The sequence below is a fragment of the Microbacterium sp. 71-36 genome (genome assembly GCF_001898305.1).
GTDB lineage: Bacteria > Actinomycetota > Actinomycetes > Actinomycetales > Microbacteriaceae > Microbacterium.
In genome coordinates, this window is sequence record NZ_MKTP01000001.1 from 70,172 (window position 1) to 87,384 (window position 17,213).

Below are 17,213 nucleotides of genomic sequence, written 5' to 3' on the forward strand. Positions count from 1 at the left end.
GACGAGCGTCGCGTTGCGCGTCTAGAACGGCGGCGGGTCGGCGTCGACGTGCGCCCCCAGCGGACTGATCCACGCGAGGTAGCCGGTATCGGGATCGCGGCTGGCGGCCCAACGGGTCTCATGGCGCATACGGTGATGGTGGCGGCACTCGGGATCGAGGTTGTCGTGGTCGGTCGCGCCGCCGTCGCTCCACGCGTGGAGGTGGTCGAGGTCGCAGTCCCGCGTCGGACGGGCGCACCCGGGGAAGGCGCACGTCGGCGAGGTGATCCCGAGCCAGCGGCGCAGGGCCGTGGGGACCCGGTAGGTCGTGCGGTCGAGGGCGACGGGCGCGCCGGTGACGGGGTGGGTGAGCACGCGGATCCATGAGGGCGCGTCTCCCGCCAGCCGCCGAGCCGTGTCGAGGTCGATCGGGCCGTAGCCGTCGAGGGTCGCGGGAGCGTCGTCGGCGCCGAGCAGAGTCAGAGCGGGGATCGTGACGATCACGCTGGGGCGAGCGGGGGCCGGCGTGGTGCTCGCGGCGCGGTCGCGCGTGCCCGGCGTCGCGGACACGTGAGTGTGCGTGGCCTCCACCGCCGGTCCCGCGCCGGAGAGCAGATCGGCGAACACGTCGGCGCGGAGCTGGGCGAGCGTGCGCGTCTCGTCGTCGGCGGTGGCGAGATGCCGGGCCGTGCGGTCGAGGCGCGTCATCGCCGCGGCGGCGCGGTCGGCGGGAAGGAAGGCGGTGAGCGTGGCCATGCCGTCGAGTTCGGCCGTCATCCAGACTCCGCGGTCACCGCGGGCGCGGCCGTGGCGCGCCTCGAGCGACTCGGCGTGCACGCGTTCGCGCAGGACGCGCGCGGCGGTGGCGAACCGCGCGGGCGCGAGCCTCAGCGCCCGGTCGAGGGCACCGAGGTCGAACGCTCCCCATGCGTCACGATCCTCCGGCAGAGTCGCGGCCAGCCGCGCGGCCTCGACCGCGTGACGCTCCGAGACCCGTCCCTCGGTGAACGCGGCCCACATCCCCGGGCAGCGCTCGCGAAGGACGCCCGCGTGCGCCGCGCGGCTGCGCACGGTCTGTTCGGCGAGTCGGAGCCGCACCGCGATCTCGGCGACCGCGGCGCGCTCGGCCATGTCGAGGCGGTCGCGTCGGACGGCCGCGGGCGTACGGCCCCGCGGGTCGTGCCACAGTCCGTCGAGTGTGGGGTCGGGGCCGACCCAGGGGTCGGGGTCATCGAGCGCGTCGCGCAGCACCCGATGGATCAGGTCGTACTCGGCGGCGGTGGCCCGATGGCGGGCGACCGCCGCGTCGTCGAGGCGGTCGAGCAGCGCGGCGGGACCGTGAGACGTTCCGCGATCGGCGCCGCCCACGTCGGCTTCGTCGACGAGCCCGAGTGCGATCGCCCAGGCGGAATCCGCGTCGGCCTGCAGACGATCACCGTCGGGCCAGGGCGCCCAGACCTGCGCGCCGGTCGTCGACGACCGATCGCGAGGGGGTGCCGGGATCTCCATATTCGAACACTAATGAGGGGGTCCGACATCACCCGGGGCAGCGGTCGAATGCGCGACATCTCGCGGTGCACGCAGCGTCGGCACCCTCGTCGGGCTCTTTCATCACGGTGGAATCTCGGTGTCGGGAGCACGTGCTCACCGATCTTCCGCGACGACCTCTGCCTTGAATCCCGCCGAGTTCTCCAGCCATCCGGCGTAGTGGTCGGGGCCGCCCGCGTGGGGATAGCGGTCGTGGTACAGCGGCCGCCATCCGTGTGCCGGGGCGGCGGCCATGATGGCATCCACTCGGTCTCGCCCCTCCGTGACGAAGGCCAGGTGGTTCACCCCCGGCGCCCGGCGATCATGCGTCGTGCCCGAGAGGGTGGGGGACGCGGTCAGCGAGAGGTACGCTCCGCCCGCCGACCAGGTCTCACCCTCGCTCCACGCGCTCTGTCGTTCGAAGCCGACGCGGTCGAGCAGCCACCCCCATTCCCTGAGAGCTTGTGCGAGGTCGGCGACCCACACCTCGACGTGGTGAAATCCGGCCATCGTGCCACCCGCCCCGCTCAGCGGATCGGCCAGGCCCCGTCGATCGGCGGAGCCGTGGCATCCAGACGACCGATCTTCACGAAGTACTCCGTGAGGCTCGCCGCCTGCGCGCGCGCCCACGCGATCTGGCGCGTGTGCAGTTCGTCGAGGGTCGGCGGCAGCCACGCGGCGTAGCGTTCGGCGAGCGCCAGGGCGAGGCGACCGGCGGCGACGGCGTCCGCGCACGCCTCGTGAGCGGACTCCAAGGGCACGGCGTAGTGCGCGGCGACGTGCGAGAGGGTGCGCTTGCCGCGACGGTAGCGGTCGTAGGTCTTGTCGACGACCAGCGGATCGATCACCGGGGAGGGAGCGTCGATCGGCGGGATGCCATGACGCACCGCCTCGTTCCTCAGCAGGGAGAAGTCGAAGGGCGCGTTGTAGGCGACCACCGGGATGCCCGCATCGAAGAGCGCTCGGAGCGCCTCGACGACCTCGGACACCACCGCGGCGGCCGGTGCTCCTTCGGCGCGGGCCCGGGCGGTCGTGACGCCGTGGATCGCGGCGGCCCCGGCGGGAATCGGGACACCGGGGTCGGCGAGCCAGTCGCGCGCGTCGATCACGTGGCCGTCGGCGTCGAGCACGCCCACGTGGGCGGTGACGATGCGGTCGCGCACGACATCCACCCCGGTCGTTTCGAGGTCGAACACACCGACGACGCGCGCCCACTCCGGTGTCTGGAACATCGGGAGCGGCTCGGCCTGCCACGTGGTCATGCGTTCAGGCTAGGACGGGGTACCGACACGGCCCCCGAGGCGCACCGGGAGGCCCAGTGCGTCGAGCCTCCCCGCCTAGAATCGACGGATGCCGAATCCCTACGCCCCGCTCCTGGCCGAGATCCCGGTGCAACGGCGCACGGCTGGGATCCTGGGCGGCATGACGGCGTACTGGACCTATGGCGACGACACCGCCGAGACCACCATCGTCGCGGTGCACGGGTTCCGCGGTGAGCACCACGGGCTCGAACCGGTCGTGGCGCACCTGCCCGGCATCCGGGTGGTCTCGCCCGATCTTCCGGGATTCGGCGAGACCGCTCCGCTGCCCGGACGCGCGCACGACCTCGACGCGTACGCGGACTGGCTCCGCGCGTTCGTCGAGTCCGAGGCCCCGGGCGCGATCGTGCTCGGGCATTCGTTCGGCTCGATCGTCGCGTCCGCGGCGGTCGCCGGCGGCCTGGCGACCCCGCGGCTGATCCTCGTCAACCCGATCGGCGCCCCCGCTCTCGAAGGACCCCGCGGTCTGCTCACGCGGCTGGCGGTGTTCTACTACCTCGCCGGGGCACGGCTGCCCCGCGCCCTCGGCGACGCGCTCCTGCGCAACGGTGTCATCGTGCGCGTCATGAGCATCGCGATGGCGAAGACCCGCGAACCCGAGCTGCGCCGCTTCGTGCACGAGCAGCACGACGCCTACTTCTCGCGCTTCGCCGATCGCGACGTGCTCCACGAGGCGTTCGTCACGAGCGTCTCGCACGACGTGCGGGAGTTCGCGCCGCGCATCGTCCAGCCCACGCTCCTGATCGCGGCCGAGAAGGACGACATCACCCCGATCGAAGCCGAGCGTCACCTCGCCACGCTGTTCCCGGATGCCGAACTCGTCGAGATCCCCGCGGTCGGTCATCTGATCCACTACGAGACGCCCGCCGCCGCGGCGTCCGCGATCCGCCTGTTCCTCGAGCGTTCCGAGCCCTGAGCCCCGCGCGGCAGCCGCAGCTCAGGCCGGCTGGTCGGCCTTGCGTCGGCGGTAGGCGTTGACGTTCATGCGGTTACGGCGTCAGGCCGGCTGGTCGGCCTTGCGTCGGCGGTAGGCGTTGACGTTCATGCGGTTCCCGCAGTTCCCGGCATCGCAGTAGCGCTTCGACCCGTTCTTCGAGAAGTCGATGTACACGCCGCTGCAGTCGTCGGCGTCGCACACGCGAACGCGCGCGTACTCGTCGGCGCGGATGACGTCGACGAACGCCATCGCGGCCTCGACGAGCATGCGTTGGGCGAGGGCGTCGGACGGGTCGGAGGCGTGGATGTGCCAGTCGAAGTCGTCGTGCCGGACGAGCTGGGGGAGGGCCTTGCCGTCGCGGAGCATCGCGTTCACGAGCGGTACGGCCTCGTCGCGGTCGACGGTCCACAGCTCGTAGATGCGGGAGCGGATGCCGCGCACCGCGGCGAGTTCGCGTTCGTCGTGCGTGCGCGACCCGGTGTAGGCGTGCCGGGTCGCGAAGTCGTCGAGCTGGTCCGCGGACACGAGAGTGTCGACCCCCGTGGTGTCGGTGTGGGGGAGCGTGTTGACCAGCTCGACCGTGGCGCGGAGCACCAGCTCGGTGTCACGAATGAAGACCATGTTGACTCCTGACAGGCGAAGGCCCTACTGTCACGAGTGTAAACGTACTTGACTCCTGACAGCGGGCACTGCATGACCACTTCCTCCTCCACCCTCCCACGTCCGACCCACCGCGCGTCGGGCGCCGTCACGGGACTCGCCATCGCTGTCGGCTCCGCGCTCGCGTTCTCCTCCAGCGGACCGTTCGTCAAACCGCTCCTCGAGGGCGGGTGGTCGCTCGGCGCGGTGCTCCTCGTGCGCATGGGGCTGGCATCCCTGCTGCTCTCGCCCGCGCTCATCCGCGCGATGCGTCGCCAGCGCGGGTTCCTGCGGCAGCACGGACTCCTCATCGCGGCCTTCGGGCTCACCGCGGTCGCCGGATGCCAGCTGTTCTACTTCGCCGCCATGCAGCGCATGCCGGTGGCCGTCGCGCTGCTGATCCAGTACATCGCGCCCGTGCTGCTCGTCGCGGCGGTGTGGGTGCGCACGCGACGCGCCCCCTCGAAGCTCGTCATCGTCGGCTCGGTCGTGGCGATGGTGGGCCTCGTGCTGGTCGTCGACATCAGCGGTGCGCGGTTCGACCTCCTCGGAACCCTGTTCGCCCTGTGCGCCGCGGCGTGCACGGCGGTGTACTTCGTGATCGCCGCGCGCGCCGGCGACTCCCTCCCTCCGCTCGCGCTCGCCGCCGGTGGTCTCATCGTCGGGACCGTCGTCATGGCTCTGCTCGTGATCTCGGGGATGCTGCCCTTCGCCGCCCCCTCGATCACCGTCTCGATCGTCGGCCTCGAGGTCCCCGGCATCCTGCCGCTGCTCTGGGTCGGCGCCGTGGCCACCACCCTCGGCTACGCGCTCGGGGTCATCGCCGTGCCGCTCATCGGCTCGCGCGTGGCGTCGTTCGTCGGGCTCAGCGAGGTGCTCTTCGCGCTCGGGTTCGCCTGGCTGCTGCTCGGTGAGACGCCGGCGCCGGTGCAGTTCATCGGAGGAGCGGTGCTCCTCGCCGGTGTCGTGCTCGTCCGGATGGATGCCGGTGACCCGGTGGAGCAGCGGACCGAGACGGCGACCATCCCGGTGGTGCCCTCGCCGTAGACGGGGCTGGGGGACCGGTCGTAGCCGCGGCGCCCGCGTCCGCCGCGAGCCGGCGGCGGTCGACGGGGCCCTACAGTCGTTCGCGCGCCAGGTTCATCAGCGGGCCCACGCGGTAGCCGATGACCTCTCCCATGACGAGGGAGGTCTCGGTGCGCTCGACGCCCTCGATCGAGAGGATCCGCGCGTCGGTGTCGAACAGATGCTGCGTGTCGCGGCAGGCCACTCGCACGAGGAGGTCGACCTGACCGCTGAGACCGTGCGCCTGCAGCACCTCGGGCACCTGAGCGAGCGCCTCGCGGATCGCCGGGAGCTCCGCCTGCCGCACCGTCACCTGCAGGAACGCCTCGATCGGGAAGCCCAGCGCCTCGGCCGACAGGGTGCGCTCGAACGCGAGGAACACCCCGCTCTTCTCGAGGCGGCTCATGCGCGCCTGGACGGTGTTGCGCGAGAGCCCCAGCTTCTCGGCGAGCGCGACGACGGTGGCGCGCGGGTCGTGGGACAGGGCGCGGAGGAGGTCGAGGTCGACCGCGTCGAGTTTGGTCATGGTGCGAAACATTAGCAGGACGCCAGGTCTCCGCAATGCGCACATTGCTGAACCTGCGGCGGAGGTCTTGAGCGCCTTGCCCGCCACGCGTACGGTCGGCCCTGTCGGCGACGCCGCCGGCACCCGGATCGCCCCCGCTCCCACGAGGATCGCGGGCCGCACCTGGAGGGATGACGATGACGTACACCCAGACCCAGCCCGACCACGGACCGGCCGCCCCCGGAACCCCGGCGGACGCCCCCCGCGCGAGCGTCGGAGACGTCGACGACGTCGTCCGCGTGCTCGAACCGGACGGGACCCGCGTGCCCGACGCCGTGCTCGACCCCTGGATCACCGACCTCTCGCCGCACGAACTGCGCGCCCTCCACCGCGACATGGTCCTGACCCGTCGCCTCGACGCCGAGGGCGTCGCCCTCCAGCGTCAGGGCCAGCTCGCGCTGTGGGCCCCGTGTCGTGGCCAGGAGGCCGTCCAGATCGGCACCGCCCACGCGCTCGCCGCCGGTGACTTCGTCTTCCCCAGCTACCGCGAGCACGGCGTGCTGCTGGCCCGCGGCGCCCGGCCCGAGGGCTACGTCCTGGCCTGGCGCGGCGAAGAGCACTCCGCGTACGACCACACCACGATCAACGCGGCCCCGCCGCAGATCATCATCGGGGCGCAGACGCTCCACGCCACCGGATGGGCGATGGGGGCGCAGCGCGACGACTCCGACGACGTCGCCGTCGCCTACTTCGGCGACGGGGCGACCAGCCAGGGCGACGTCAACGAAGCGATGGTCTTCGCCTCCACGTTCCGGGCGCCCGTCGTGTTCGTGTGCTCGAACAACCAGTGGGCGATCTCCGAGCCGGTCACCGTGCAGACGAAGTACCCCATCGCGGGTCGCGCTCCGGGCTTCGGCATCCCGAGTCTGCGGGTCGACGGCAACGACGTGCTCGCCTGCGTCGCCGCGATGCGCTGGGCGCTCGACCGTGCCCGCCGAGGCGAGGGCCCCTCCTTCCTCGAGGCGGTGACCTACCGGATGGGCCCCCACACCACCTCGGACGACCCCACCCGCTATCGCACGTCGGAGGAGGTCGACAGCTGGGCGCAGCGCGACCCGATCGCCCGCTTCGAGGCGTACCTGTGCGCCGAGGGAGTGCTCGACGACTCCGCCCTCGCCGAGGTCGCGGCGGCCGCGGACACCCTCGCCGCGGAGGTCCGTGCCGCGTGCATCGGCGCGACCACCCGCGCCCCCGAGACGGTGTTCGACCACGTCTACGCCGAGCCCCACGCGGCCCTGGCCCAGCAGAAGGCGGACTACGCGCAGTACCTCGCCGGATTCGCGACGGAGGACGCACGATGAGCATCGATCGGAAGGACGTCGCCACCCGCGTCCGCACGTCGGCAGGGGAGGGACTCGAATGACCGCGCTCACGATGGGCGCCGCGATCAACGCGGGACTCGCCCGTTCCCTCGCCGACGACGACCGGGTCCTGCTCATGGGAGAGGACATCGGCAGACTCGGCGGGGTCTTCCGGGTCACCGACGGGTTGCAGCAGCGCTTCGGCGCTCAGCGCGTCGTCGACACCCCGCTCGCCGAGGCGGGCATCGTCGGCACGGCCGTCGGCCTCGCCCTGCGCGGCTACCGCCCGATCGTCGAGATCCAGTTCGACGGCTTCGTGTACCCGGCGTTCGACCAGATCGTGTGCCAGGTGGCCAAGCTCCACTACCGCAGCAACGGCCGGATCCGGATGCCGATGGTCATCCGCATCCCGTGGGCCGGGGGAGTCGGGGCCGCCGAGCACCACTCCGAGTCGCCCGAAGCGTACTTCGCCCACACCGCCGGGCTGCGGGTGGTCGCCGCCAGCACCCCGCAGGACGCGTACGTCATGCTGCGGCAGGCCGTGGCATCCGATGACCCGGTCGTCTTCTTCGAGCCCAAGCGTCTCTACCACTCCAAGGGGGAGGTCGATCTGGATGCCGACCTCGCCGACGCCCCGCCCCTGCACCTCGCCCGCGTCGCCCGCGAAGGAACGGACGCGACGATCGTCACGTACGGAGCGCTCGTCCGCACGGCGCTGGACGCCGCGCTCGCCGCGGAGGACGAAGGGATCTCGCTCGAGGTGATCGACCTGCGGTCGCTGTCGCCCATGGACCTCACCACGGTGGCCGCCTCCGTGCGCAAGACCGGCCGGGTCGTCGTGGCGCACGAAGCGGCCCGGCAGGCGGGGCTCGGCGCCGAGATCGTCGCGAGCATCACCGAACGTTGCTTCCACCATCTCGAGGCGCCGCCCGAGCGCGTGACGGGGCACGACATCCCCTACCCGCCGTCGAAGCTCGAGAAGCACCACGTGCCCGACATCGATCGTCTCCTGTACGCGGTGGATGCCGTGCTCGAGCGGAGCGGTGACCGGGAGGTGGCGCGATGATCGCCGAACACCGCGCCTCCCGCAGGACGACCTCGACCCCGACGGGAGACGTGCGATGATCGCCGAATTCCTGCTGCCCGATCTCGGCGAGGGGCTGCCCGAGGCAGAGATCGTGCAATGGCTCGTCGACGAGGGCGACGAGGTGACCCTCAACCAGACGATCGCCGAGGTCGAGACGGCCAAGGCGGTCGTGGAGATCCCGTCGCCCTACGCCGGGACCGTGCGCGGTCTCCACGCCGCCGCCGGAGACGTCGTCGCCGTCGGGTCGCCCCTCGTGTCGTTCGCGGTGGGTGAGACCGACCCGGCGGCCCCTGCGGGTCCGACCGCAGCCGGGGCCGCGGGCCGACCCGCGGAGTCCGTGGCCGACACACCGGTCCCCGAGGGCGGCGAACGGCGTGTCGCCGACGAACTCCGCACGGCGGAACCGGCGGCGCCCGCGGCGACGCCGAACCTCGTCGGCTACGGTGCCGCGCCGGCACCCGGGACCCGTCCGCGCCGCCGCGCCCGCACCGCCGGGACGCCCGGCACGCTCGACATCGAACAGGCGGTGCACCGGTCGGCGCCGCACGACGTCGTCCCCGCGACCGCGGCCGAGCCGGTCCTCGAACGTCCCCGGTCCACACCGCCGGTCCGCAAGCTCGCGAAAGACCTCGGCGTCGATCTCGACCTCGTCGCCGCCACCCACCCCGGCGACCTCGTGACGCGGGCGCACGTCGAGGAGTTCGCCGCGCGCATGGCATCCACGACGGAACCGGCGCACGCAGGTCCGTTCTCCCTCACGTCGACGGTCGCCCCGGCTGACGCGTCGCGGTCGCGAGCCCCGCGCGCCGACCCCGTTCCCCTCGCGTCGACGGTCCCCCCGGCTGTCTCCACCGGTCCGCGCACCACGCGCACTCCGATCCGCGGCGTGCGCAAGCACACCGCCGCCGCGATGGTGCGCAGCGCTTTCACCGCGCCGCACGCCACGACGTTCCTCACCCTCGACGTCACCGCGACCACCGATCTGCTCGCCTCGCTCAAGACCGATCGGGCCCTCGACGGGCACCGCATCGGCGTGCTGGCGATCGTGGCGAAGGCCGTGTGCCTGGCGCTCGGCCGCACCCCCGCGCTCAACTCCCGGTGGGACGAGGAGGCCGGCGAGATCGTCGAGCACCACTTCGTCACCCTCGGCATCGCGGCGGCGACCGACCGGGGTCTGGTGGTGCCGGTGATCCGCGACGCCGACACGCTGCCGCTCGTCGACCTCGCCGACGCCATCGCCGAGCTCGCGGCGACCGCCCGCGCCGGACGCACGGCCCCGGCCGACATGACGGGCGGGACGTTCTCGATCACCAACGTCGGCGTCTTCGGCGTGGATGCCGGTACCCCGATCCTCAATCCGGGCGAGGCCGGCATCCTCGCCGTCGGAGCGGTGCGCCGCACCCCGTGGGAGCACCAGGGCGGGATCGCGCTGAGAGACGTGCTGACCCTCAGCCTCTCGTTCGACCATCGGCTCGTCGACGGGGCCGAGGCCGCGCGCTTCCTCACCGACGTCGCCGGTGTCCTGCGCGAACCGGGGAGGGCGATGCTCCTGCGCTGACGTGCGCCCCGCCTCGCCCCCTCCACCCCGCCCCGTCCGTTCCGCCGCGTCCGCGGCATCCGCCCCTTCGATCCCCAGGAGGATCCCCGTGAGCATCGACAGCCAGCAGGCCTTCACCGACGACGAGCGCGAGCTCGCCGGGATGGTGCGCGAGTTCGCCGACGAGGTGATCGCGCCGCGCTCCTACGAGGCGGACCGCGCCCACGAACTGCCGCTCGACATCGTCGCCCAGATGGGCGACCTGGGCCTGTTCGGGTTGCCGTTCCCGGAGGAGGTCGGGGGGCAGGGCGGCGACTACGCGGCCCTGTGCGTGGCGATCGAGGCGATCGCCCGTGTCGACCAGTCCCTCGCCATCACGCTCGAAGCCGGTGTGGGACTCGGCGCGATGCCGCTGTACCGGTTCGGCAGCGACGCCCAGAAGGCGGAGTATCTGCCCGACCTGGTCGCCGGGCGCGCGCTCGCCGGGTTCGGGCTCACCGAGGCCGAGGCCGGCAGCGACGCCGGTGCGACGCGCACGACCGCGCGGCTCGACGGCGACGAGTGGGTCATCGACGGGTCGAAGCAGTTCATCACCAACTCCGGGACCGCCATCACCAGCTACGTCGCCGTCACCGCGGTCACGGACCGCAGCGGGGAGCGCCCCGAGATCTCGACGATCATCGTGCCCCGCGGCACCCCCGGGTTCACCGTCGGGGCGGCGTACGACAAGGTCGGGTGGAATGCCTCCGACACCCACCCGCTCACCTTCGACGCCGCGCGGGTTCCCGCGGCGAACCTGCTCGGCGAGCGCGGGCAGGGGTTCAAGAACTTCCTGCGCACCCTGGACGAAGGCCGCGTGGCGATCGCGGCCCTGGCGACGGGTGCAGCCGAGGGATGCCTCGAAGCGGCGGTGGACTACGCCCGCAGCCGCACCGTGTTCGGCGAGCGGCTGTCGACGAAGCAGAACGTGCAGTTCCTGCTCGCGCGGATGCACGCGCGGGTCCACACCGCGCGACTGGCGTGGGTGCACGCGGCACGCCTGTGCGACGCCGGCAAGCCCTTCGCGGTGGACGCGGCGGTGGCGAAGATGACCGCGAGCGACGCGGCCATGGCCAACGCCCGGGACGCGACGCAGATCTTCGGCGGCAACGGCTTCATCAACGAGTACCCCGTGGCACGGCACTACCGCGACTCGAAGATCCTCGAGATCGGTGAGGGCACGACCGAGGTGCAGCTGATGGTGATCTCGCGGGCGCTCGGCCTGGTCGGGAGTACCGTTGCCGCATGATCGAGCAGCGGGGCCTGTATCTGGAGGAGTTCGTCGTCGGTGAGCGCTACGGTCACCGACCTGGGCGCACCGTCACCGACGCCGACAACGTCCTGTTCACGACCCTCACGATGAACGCGCAGGCCCTCCACCTGGATGCCGCGTACGCGGCGACCCAGCCGTTCGGCCGGCCCCTGGTGAACTCGATGTGGACGCTGTCCACGCTCGTCGGGCTCTCGGTGGCGCAGCTCACCCAGGGGACGCTCGTGGCGCAGCTGGGCCTCAGCGATGTGAGCTTCCCCGCGCCGCTGTTCGTGGGGGACACCCTCACCGCGGAGACGGAGGTGGTGTCGGTGCGTCCGTCGGCGTCGCGTCCCGGTCAGGGCGTGGTCGTGCTCGCACACACCGGCCGTTCGCAGAACGACGAGGTGGTGGCGACCGCGACCCGAACGGTGCTGGTCTGGTCGAAGGAATCAGCGGGATGAAGCGCTGACGGTCAGTTCGCGACGCCGGCGTAGGCCAGCATCTCCCACCCCTCGCCGTCCAGGCGGAAGACGGTGGCGGAGCAGTTCGGCAGACGCTCGCCGACGCGCGGGAACTCACCGTCGGTGGCGTGCATGATGACCTCGCGGATGAGGGCGCCGTGCGCGACCGCGATGACGTCCACTCCGTCGGGAGCCTCGGCGACCGCGTCGGCGATCGCGGCGAGCGCACGCTCACGGACGGCGGGCCAGGCCTCGGCACCCGGCACCTCGGCCGCGTGCCACGGGCCGTACGTCTCGGCGAACGTCTGCGCGTCCATCCCCTCGGCGTCGCCGTAGGACCGCTCGCGCAGGCCCGGGAGACGGCGTCGCACCGTGGTGCCGAGAGCTGCCGCGACGATGTCGGCGGTCTCGGCCGCGCGCGACAGGTCGCTCGAGACGACGATGACCTCGCGCCCGGCGTTTTCGGCGGCCAGCGTCTCGGCGACACCGCGGGCCTGGAGCCGCCCGGTGTCGTTGAGGGGGATGTCGGTCGAGCCCTGGACGCGTCCGCCGGCATTCCAGTCGGTCTCGCCGTGGCGTACGAGGGTGAGGATCGTCACCGTTCGAGCCTACCCGCGGCTACCGGAAGGGTCGCCGTGAGGGTCGGCGGTGTCCGACGTTCAGAGCAGGCCCGGCAGGCGTTGGGTGAAGACGCTGAGCACGTGGCTGGTGCCCGCGGCGGTGTCCGACGTTCAGAGCAGGCCCGGCAGGCGTTGGGCGAAGATGTTCAGCACATCGCTGGTGCCCGCGTCGATCTTCACCGCGGCCCGCTGGTCGGCTCGGGTCGCGCCGCGGTTGATGATGACGACGGGGAGGCGGCGGCGCCGCGCGCGCTCGACCAGGCGGATGCCGCTGTTCACGACCAGCGAGGACCCCGCGACGACGAGCGCCTGGCTCGCGTGGACGAGCTGCTCGGCCTCGCGGAACTTCTCGACCGGGATGTACTCGCCGAAGAACACCACGTCGGGTTTCAGCGTGCCCCCGCACACCGAGCACACCGGGACGATGAATCCCTCGGCCGAAGCCGGGGTGACGTCACCGTCGGGGCCGAGCTCGACGTTCTCGGGAAGTGAGATCCACGGGTTGTCGGCCTCGACGCGGGCCGCGAGATCGCGCCGGTCGAACACCTGACCGCAGTGCAGGCACCCCACCCGCCGCATCGTGCCGTGCAGCTCGACGACCCGGTGGCTGCCCGCGCGGACGTGGAGCCCGTCGACGTTCTGCGTGATGACGCCGTTGGAGACGCCCGCGTTCTCGAGCGCGGCGAGCGCACGGTGACCGTCGTTCGGCTCGGCGGCGGCGAACACCTTCCACCCGAGGTGGCTGCCCACCCAGTACCGACGACGCGCGTCGGCGTTGGCGAGGAACTGCTGCGCCGTCATCGGCGTCCGCGTCGGCGCGCCCTTGCCGCGGTAGTCGGGGATCCCCGAGTCCGTGGACACCCCGGCGCCGGTGAGCACGGCCACGCGCCGACCGGCGAGCACTTCGACGGCTCGATCGATGGATGCCAGGGTCTCGGCATCCTTCGTCGTGTCCGTCATACCCACCTCCGTCGGATCGAGTCTAGGACCGCCCGCGGGCACCGTCGTCCGGGGTGCTGGCAGAGTGGGACGATGCCCGTGATCTCCATCGACGCCGCCACCGACCCCCGACTGGCGGACTACCGCGACCTCACCGACGTGTCGTTGCGGCGGGTGTCGGAGCCCGCGGGCGGGCTGTACATCGCGGAGTCCGCCAAGGTACTGGATCGGGCGCTGCGCGCCGGTCATCGTCCGCGCTCCGTGCTCGTTCAGGAGAAATTCCTCGACGACGCGCTCGCCCTCGCCGGCGAGGATGCCGAGATCTACGTCGTTCCGGCCGAGGTCGCGGAACAGGTGACGGGATACACCGTGCACCGGGGGCTGCTGGCATCCATGCACCGGCCCGTCCTGGCATCCGTCGCCGACGTCGTCGCGGGCGCCCGGCTCGTGGTCGTGCTCGAGGACATCGTCGACCACACCAACGTCGGCGCCGCGTTCCGTTCGGCGGCGGCCCTCGGCGCCGACGCCGTGCTCGTCACCCCGCGCTGCGCCGACCCCCTCTACCGCCGGAGCGTGCGGGTGAGCATGGGAACGGTGTTCCAGGTGCCGTGGACGCGGCTGCCCGAGTGGCCGGAGGCCAAGCCGCTGCTCCAGAACGCGGGGCTGCACCTCGCCGCCCTCGCGCTCGCCGAGGACGCCGTCACCCTCGACGCGTTCGCCGCGGCCGGGCACGAGCGGGTGGCACTGCTGATGGGCGCCGAGGGCGACGGGCTGAGCCGCGGGGCGCTCGCCGCCGCCGACACGGTCGTGACGATCCCGATGGCCGGGGGAGTGGACTCGCTCAACGTCGCCGCCGCGAGCGCGGTGGCGCTGTGGGAACTGGGGCGCGGGTTGCGCTGACTCAGACCTGCGTCCCGCGCGAGGCCGCGGCATCCCGGCCCGGGGCGAGGGTCACCACGGGCAGCGGCTCGGGGCGCTTGGGCTGGATATGGTCGCCCGACGATTCGTGGCGCAGACGCCGCAGCACCCACGGCACGAGGTAGGCGCGGGCCCAGACGAGGTCTTTCTCGCGTGCGGCGCGCCACGTCGTCGGCGGCAGGGCCTCGGGCTGCATCGGCTGCAGCTCGTTGGGGACGTTGAGTGCGCGCAGCACCATCCGGGCGACCTCGTGGTGGCCGAGGGTGTTGTAGTGGAGGCGGTCGTCGTCGAAGAAGCGCATGTCCTGCACTTCTTTCAGCCCCCACTGGTTCGCGACGATGCAGTCGTAGCGGTCGGCGATCGAGCGGATGTTCTCGTTGTAGATCGCGACCTTGCCGCGGATGCCGCGGAACACCGGCGTGAACTCGGTGTCGATCCCGGTGAACACGACGAGCGTCGCGCCGTCGCGGCGCAGCCGCACGACGGCATCCTCGAACTGCTGCGACACCACGTCGGGGTCGGTGCCGGGGCGGATGACGTCGTTGCCGCCCGCCGAGAACGTGATGAGGTCGGGCTTCAGCGCCAACGCCGGTTCGATCTGGTCGGCGACGATCTGGCCGATCAGCTTCCCGCGCACGGCGAGGTTGGCGTACGCGAAGTCGTCGACCTGGGATGCCAGGACCTCGGCGACACGGTCGGCCCAGCCGCGGTGTCCGCCGTCGGGCAGGGGGTCGCCGATCCCCTCGGTGAAGGAGTCGCCGAGGGCGACGAAGCGGCGCCAGGGATGCGGGCCGGCGTTGTCGGACGGAGACGGAGCGGGCGAGTGCGGATCGAGTGTCATCGAAACCTCCGCCTCCAGGCTAACCCCGCCCTCCGACACGGCAAGGGGCCTGCCCGTACCCCTCTCCGCTGCGCCCGGCGGGGCCGCCCTGCTCGCCGTCTCACTCTGTCCTGATAAACGGCATCCACGGCGAAACACGGGACGGCGGCACGTTTCTGGTCGCCGATCGCGTTTATCGCTGATGGTGTCGCGGAACGCTCCCCAGGCGGCCACCGCACCTCCGCGATCTCGCCTATCGTGGATGTTCGCGCTCGCGAGGGAAGGAGGTTCGATGCTGGAAGAAGAAGCCCGCGCATCAGCCCTCCCGGACACCTCCGACGCGGCCGAGTCCGAACTCTCCTTCGGTGACTCCGCCGACGAGCACCACTTCGGAAGCTTCGCCGCCGAGCATCTCTCGCCCTCGTTCCCGCAGCGCGCCCCGTGGGGCACCGCCCAGCGCCTCCGCGCGTGGCAGGCCGAGGCGCTCGACCAGTACTTCGGCTCCGACGGACCCGACGGGGTCGGCAAGGGCCCCCGCGACTTCCTCGCCGCCGCCACCCCCGGCGCCGGTAAGACGACCTTCGCCCTCCGCCTCGCATCCGAACTCATGCGTCGCCGCGTCGTCGACCGCATCGTCGTCGTGGCCCCCACCGAGCACCTCAAGACCCAGTGGGCCGAGGCGGCGGCGCGGGTCGGCATCCGTCTCGACCCGTACTTCTCCAACCGGCACGCCACCCCGTCACGGCAGTACCACGGCGTCGCGGTCACGTACGCGCAGGTGGCCGTGAAGGCCGAGGTGCACCAGCGCCTGACGATGGATGCCAGGACCCTGGTGATCCTCGACGAGGTGCACCACGGCGGCGACGCGCTCAGCTGGGGCGACGCGCTCCGCGAAGCGTACGGACGCGCCACGCGCCGGCTCCTGCTGTCGGGAACGCCGTTCCGCAGCGACACCGCCCCCATCCCGTTCGTGGAGTACCACCCGAACGACAAGGGCATCCGCCTCTCGCGCACCGACTACGCCTACGGCTACCGGCGCGCGCTCGACGACGGTGTCGTCCGCCCCGTCTTCTTCCTCGTCTACGCCGGGCAGATGCGCTGGCGCACCAAGGCCGGGGAAGAGATGGAGGCCCAGCTCGGGCAGGACAACACCAAGGACATCACCTCGCAGGCGTGGCGCACCGCGCTCGACCCCAACGGCGACTGGATCCCGGCGGTCCTGCGGTCCGCCGACCGCCGCCTCACCGAGGTGCGCGAGACGGTCCCGGATGCCGGTGGCCTCATCATCGCGACCGACCAGACCGCGGCCCGCGCCTACGCCACGATCCTCGAGGACATCAGCGGCGAGAAGGTCACGGTGGTCCTCTCCGACGAGGCTGAGGCGTCGAGTCGCATCGAGACGTTCTCGAAGGGCACGAGCCGGTGGATGGTCGCCGTCCGCATGGTGTCCGAGGGCGTCGACGTGCCGCGCCTCGCCGTCGGCGTGTACGCCACGAGCGCCTCGACGCCGCTGTTCTTCGCCCAGGCGATCGGCCGCTTCGTGCGCGCCCGCCGGCGAGGGGAGACCGCGAGCGTGTTCCTCCCCAACGTCCCCCCGCTTCTCGCCCTCGCCGGGGAGATGGAGGCCCAGCGCGACCACGCCCTCGACCGCGACAGCGACGCGGAAGACCAGTGGAACGCCGAAGAAGACATGATGGACGCCGCCGAGCGCGAGGACAAGGCGTCCGATGCGCTCGAGCAGGAGTTCGAGTATCAGGCCCTCGGTTCGCTCGCGCACTTCGACCGTGTGCTGTTCGACGGGCAGGAGTTCGGCCAGCTCGCCGTCCCCGGCACGGTGGAGGAGGAGGAGTTCCTCGGCATCCCGGGGCTCCTCGAACCCGAGCAGGTGCACGAGGTGCTCATGACCCGCGCCTCGCGCCAATCGCGGCACCGCTCCTCGCGCGAGGCGAAAGAGAAGGAGAGCGGGCGAGAACCGCCCGGCGTCGACGAGGGCGGACTTCCGCAGCCGCTGCACCGCACCCTGAAAGAGCAACGGCAGCTGCTCAACAGCCTCGTCGGGCTCTACGCGCGCCGGACCGGCGAGGCGCACGGTCTCGTGCACGCCGAACTGCGCCGCATCTGCGGCGGACCCGCCGTCTCGCACGCGACGGTCGCGCAGCTCCAGGCGCGCATCGAAGTGCTGCGCAAACGCGTCCGGTCCTGAGACCT

General features: G+C 72.1%; 17 protein-coding genes. 9 read left to right on the forward strand and 8 right to left on the reverse strand.

The features are described from left to right. Positions 1-21: 21 nt before the first annotated feature. From BGO45_RS00330 to BGO45_RS00340, 3 genes are all read right to left on the reverse strand, one after another. On the reverse strand, positions 22-1,488 hold the full coding sequence (locus BGO45_RS00330; protein ID WP_292689847.1) for an HNH endonuclease signature motif containing protein: 1,467 nt from the start codon (positions 1,486-1,488) through the stop codon (positions 22-24). 135 nt (positions 1,489-1,623) lie between these two features. Further along, entirely contained in the window at positions 1,624-2,016 is a 393-nt protein-coding gene (locus tag BGO45_RS00335; protein WP_292689849.1) for a VOC family protein, read from the reverse strand. Positions 2,017-2,033: 17 nt separating this feature from the next. Continuing rightward, positions 2,034-2,768, reverse strand: a complete 735-nt coding sequence (locus BGO45_RS00340; RefSeq protein WP_292689852.1) for an exonuclease domain-containing protein — start codon at positions 2,766-2,768, stop codon at positions 2,034-2,036. Between the two features lie 88 nt (positions 2,769-2,856). Between BGO45_RS00340 and BGO45_RS00345 the strand changes: the two genes are divergently transcribed. Beyond that, positions 2,857-3,741 (forward strand): alpha/beta hydrolase, encoded by an 885-nt coding sequence (locus tag BGO45_RS00345; RefSeq protein WP_292689854.1) that lies wholly within the window; start codon positions 2,857-2,859, stop codon positions 3,739-3,741. A gap of 81 nt (positions 3,742-3,822) precedes the next feature. Here BGO45_RS00345 and BGO45_RS00350 read toward each other — a convergent pair whose 3' ends face one another. Beyond that, entirely contained in the window at positions 3,823-4,383 is a 561-nt protein-coding gene (locus BGO45_RS00350; RefSeq protein WP_292689855.1) for a CGNR zinc finger domain-containing protein, read from the reverse strand. Between the two features lie 72 nt (positions 4,384-4,455). Here BGO45_RS00350 and BGO45_RS00355 point away from each other — a divergent pair, with 72 nt between their 5' ends. Then, a complete protein-coding gene (locus BGO45_RS00355) occupies positions 4,456-5,448 on the forward strand; it encodes a DMT family transporter (RefSeq protein ID WP_292689859.1) in 993 nt (330 codons plus the stop codon). A gap of 70 nt (positions 5,449-5,518) precedes the next feature. On the opposite strand, the gene BGO45_RS00360 is transcribed toward BGO45_RS00355, so the two are convergent. Continuing rightward, positions 5,519-5,992: an Lrp/AsnC family transcriptional regulator gene (locus tag BGO45_RS00360; protein WP_076490574.1), complete on the reverse strand. Its 474-nt coding sequence runs from the start codon at positions 5,990-5,992 to the stop codon at positions 5,519-5,521. Positions 5,993-6,168: 176 nt separating this feature from the next. Between BGO45_RS00360 and pdhA the strand changes: the two genes are divergently transcribed. The 5 genes from pdhA to BGO45_RS00385 all read left to right on the forward strand — a co-directional run bounded on the left by pdhA (position 6,169) and on the right by BGO45_RS00385 (position 11,708). Continuing rightward, positions 6,169-7,332, forward strand: coding sequence for a pyruvate dehydrogenase (acetyl-transferring) E1 component subunit alpha (gene pdhA, locus BGO45_RS00365; protein ID WP_292689861.1), 1,164 nt, complete (start codon positions 6,169-6,171; stop codon positions 7,330-7,332). Positions 7,333-7,390: 58 nt separating this feature from the next. Then, entirely contained in the window at positions 7,391-8,398 is a 1,008-nt protein-coding gene (locus BGO45_RS00370; RefSeq protein WP_292689864.1) for an alpha-ketoacid dehydrogenase subunit beta, read from the forward strand. Positions 8,399-8,453: 55 nt separating this feature from the next. Continuing rightward, positions 8,454-9,977 (forward strand): dihydrolipoamide acetyltransferase family protein, encoded by a 1,524-nt coding sequence (locus BGO45_RS00375; protein WP_292689866.1) that lies wholly within the window; start codon positions 8,454-8,456, stop codon positions 9,975-9,977. An 88-nt stretch (positions 9,978-10,065) separates the two neighbouring features. Beyond that, positions 10,066-11,244, forward strand: coding sequence for an acyl-CoA dehydrogenase family protein (locus tag BGO45_RS00380; RefSeq protein WP_292689869.1), 1,179 nt, complete (start codon positions 10,066-10,068; stop codon positions 11,242-11,244). Next, positions 11,241-11,708 carry a MaoC family dehydratase gene (locus BGO45_RS00385; RefSeq protein ID WP_076490571.1) on the forward strand — a complete coding sequence of 156 codons (468 nt, stop codon included), beginning with the start codon at positions 11,241-11,243 and terminating at the stop codon, positions 11,706-11,708. Before BGO45_RS00380 ends, BGO45_RS00385 begins: the two co-directional genes overlap by 4 nt. Positions 11,709-11,719: 11 nt before the next feature. On the opposite strand, the gene BGO45_RS00390 is transcribed toward BGO45_RS00385, so the two are convergent. Together BGO45_RS00390 and BGO45_RS00395 are read right to left on the reverse strand one after the other, a co-directional pair. Further along, the gene (locus BGO45_RS00390) at positions 11,720-12,307 is read right to left on the reverse strand and encodes a histidine phosphatase family protein (protein ID WP_076490570.1); all 588 of its coding nucleotides are present in this window, start codon (positions 12,305-12,307) and stop codon (positions 11,720-11,722) included. A 132-nt stretch (positions 12,308-12,439) separates the two neighbouring features. Beyond that, positions 12,440-13,288, reverse strand: coding sequence for a Sir2 family NAD-dependent protein deacetylase (locus BGO45_RS00395; protein ID WP_292689874.1), 849 nt, complete (start codon positions 13,286-13,288; stop codon positions 12,440-12,442). A gap of 72 nt (positions 13,289-13,360) precedes the next feature. On the opposite strand from BGO45_RS00395, the gene BGO45_RS00400 reads away from it, so the two are divergent. Continuing rightward, entirely contained in the window at positions 13,361-14,167 is an 807-nt protein-coding gene (locus BGO45_RS00400; protein WP_292689876.1) for an RNA methyltransferase, read from the forward strand. Between the two features lies 1 nt (position 14,168). On the opposite strand, the gene BGO45_RS00405 is transcribed toward BGO45_RS00400, so the two are convergent. After that, positions 14,169-15,026: an SGNH/GDSL hydrolase family protein gene (locus tag BGO45_RS00405; protein ID WP_076490567.1), complete on the reverse strand. Its 858-nt coding sequence runs from the start codon at positions 15,024-15,026 to the stop codon at positions 14,169-14,171. Between the two features lie 271 nt (positions 15,027-15,297). On the opposite strand from BGO45_RS00405, the gene BGO45_RS00410 reads away from it, so the two are divergent. After that, complete coding sequence (locus tag BGO45_RS00410) at positions 15,298-17,208, forward strand: DEAD/DEAH box helicase (RefSeq protein WP_292689878.1); 1,911 nt, start codon at positions 15,298-15,300, stop codon at positions 17,206-17,208. Positions 17,209-17,213 lie beyond the last annotated feature (5 nt).

Coding starts and splice junctions, on each gene's coding strand:
- BGO45_RS00330 (WP_292689847.1), bottom strand. CDS start 1,488: ATGGAGATCCCGGCACCCCCTCGCGATCGGTCGTCGACGACCGGCGCG.
- BGO45_RS00335 (WP_292689849.1), bottom strand. CDS start 2,016: ATGGCCGGATTTCACCACGTCGAGGTGTGGGTCGCCGACCTCGCACAA.
- BGO45_RS00340 (WP_292689852.1), bottom strand. CDS start 2,768: ATGACCACGTGGCAGGCCGAGCCGCTCCCGATGTTCCAGACACCGGAG.
- BGO45_RS00345 (WP_292689854.1), top strand. CDS start 2,857: ATGCCGAATCCCTACGCCCCGCTCCTGGCCGAGATCCCGGTGCAACGG.
- BGO45_RS00350 (WP_292689855.1), bottom strand. CDS start 4,383: ATGGTCTTCATTCGTGACACCGAGCTGGTGCTCCGCGCCACGGTCGAG.
- BGO45_RS00355 (WP_292689859.1), top strand. CDS start 4,456: ATGACCACTTCCTCCTCCACCCTCCCACGTCCGACCCACCGCGCGTCG.
- BGO45_RS00360 (WP_076490574.1), bottom strand. CDS start 5,992: ATGACCAAACTCGACGCGGTCGACCTCGACCTCCTCCGCGCCCTGTCC.
- pdhA (WP_292689861.1), top strand. CDS start 6,169: ATGACGTACACCCAGACCCAGCCCGACCACGGACCGGCCGCCCCCGGA.
- BGO45_RS00370 (WP_292689864.1), top strand. CDS start 7,391: ATGACCGCGCTCACGATGGGCGCCGCGATCAACGCGGGACTCGCCCGT.
- BGO45_RS00375 (WP_292689866.1), top strand. CDS start 8,454: ATGATCGCCGAATTCCTGCTGCCCGATCTCGGCGAGGGGCTGCCCGAG.
- BGO45_RS00385 (WP_076490571.1), top strand. CDS start 11,241: ATGATCGAGCAGCGGGGCCTGTATCTGGAGGAGTTCGTCGTCGGTGAG.
- BGO45_RS00395 (WP_292689874.1), bottom strand. CDS start 13,288: ATGACGGACACGACGAAGGATGCCGAGACCCTGGCATCCATCGATCGA.
- BGO45_RS00400 (WP_292689876.1), top strand. CDS start 13,361: ATGCCCGTGATCTCCATCGACGCCGCCACCGACCCCCGACTGGCGGAC.
- BGO45_RS00405 (WP_076490567.1), bottom strand. CDS start 15,026: ATGACACTCGATCCGCACTCGCCCGCTCCGTCTCCGTCCGACAACGCC.
- BGO45_RS00410 (WP_292689878.1), top strand. CDS start 15,298: ATGCTGGAAGAAGAAGCCCGCGCATCAGCCCTCCCGGACACCTCCGAC.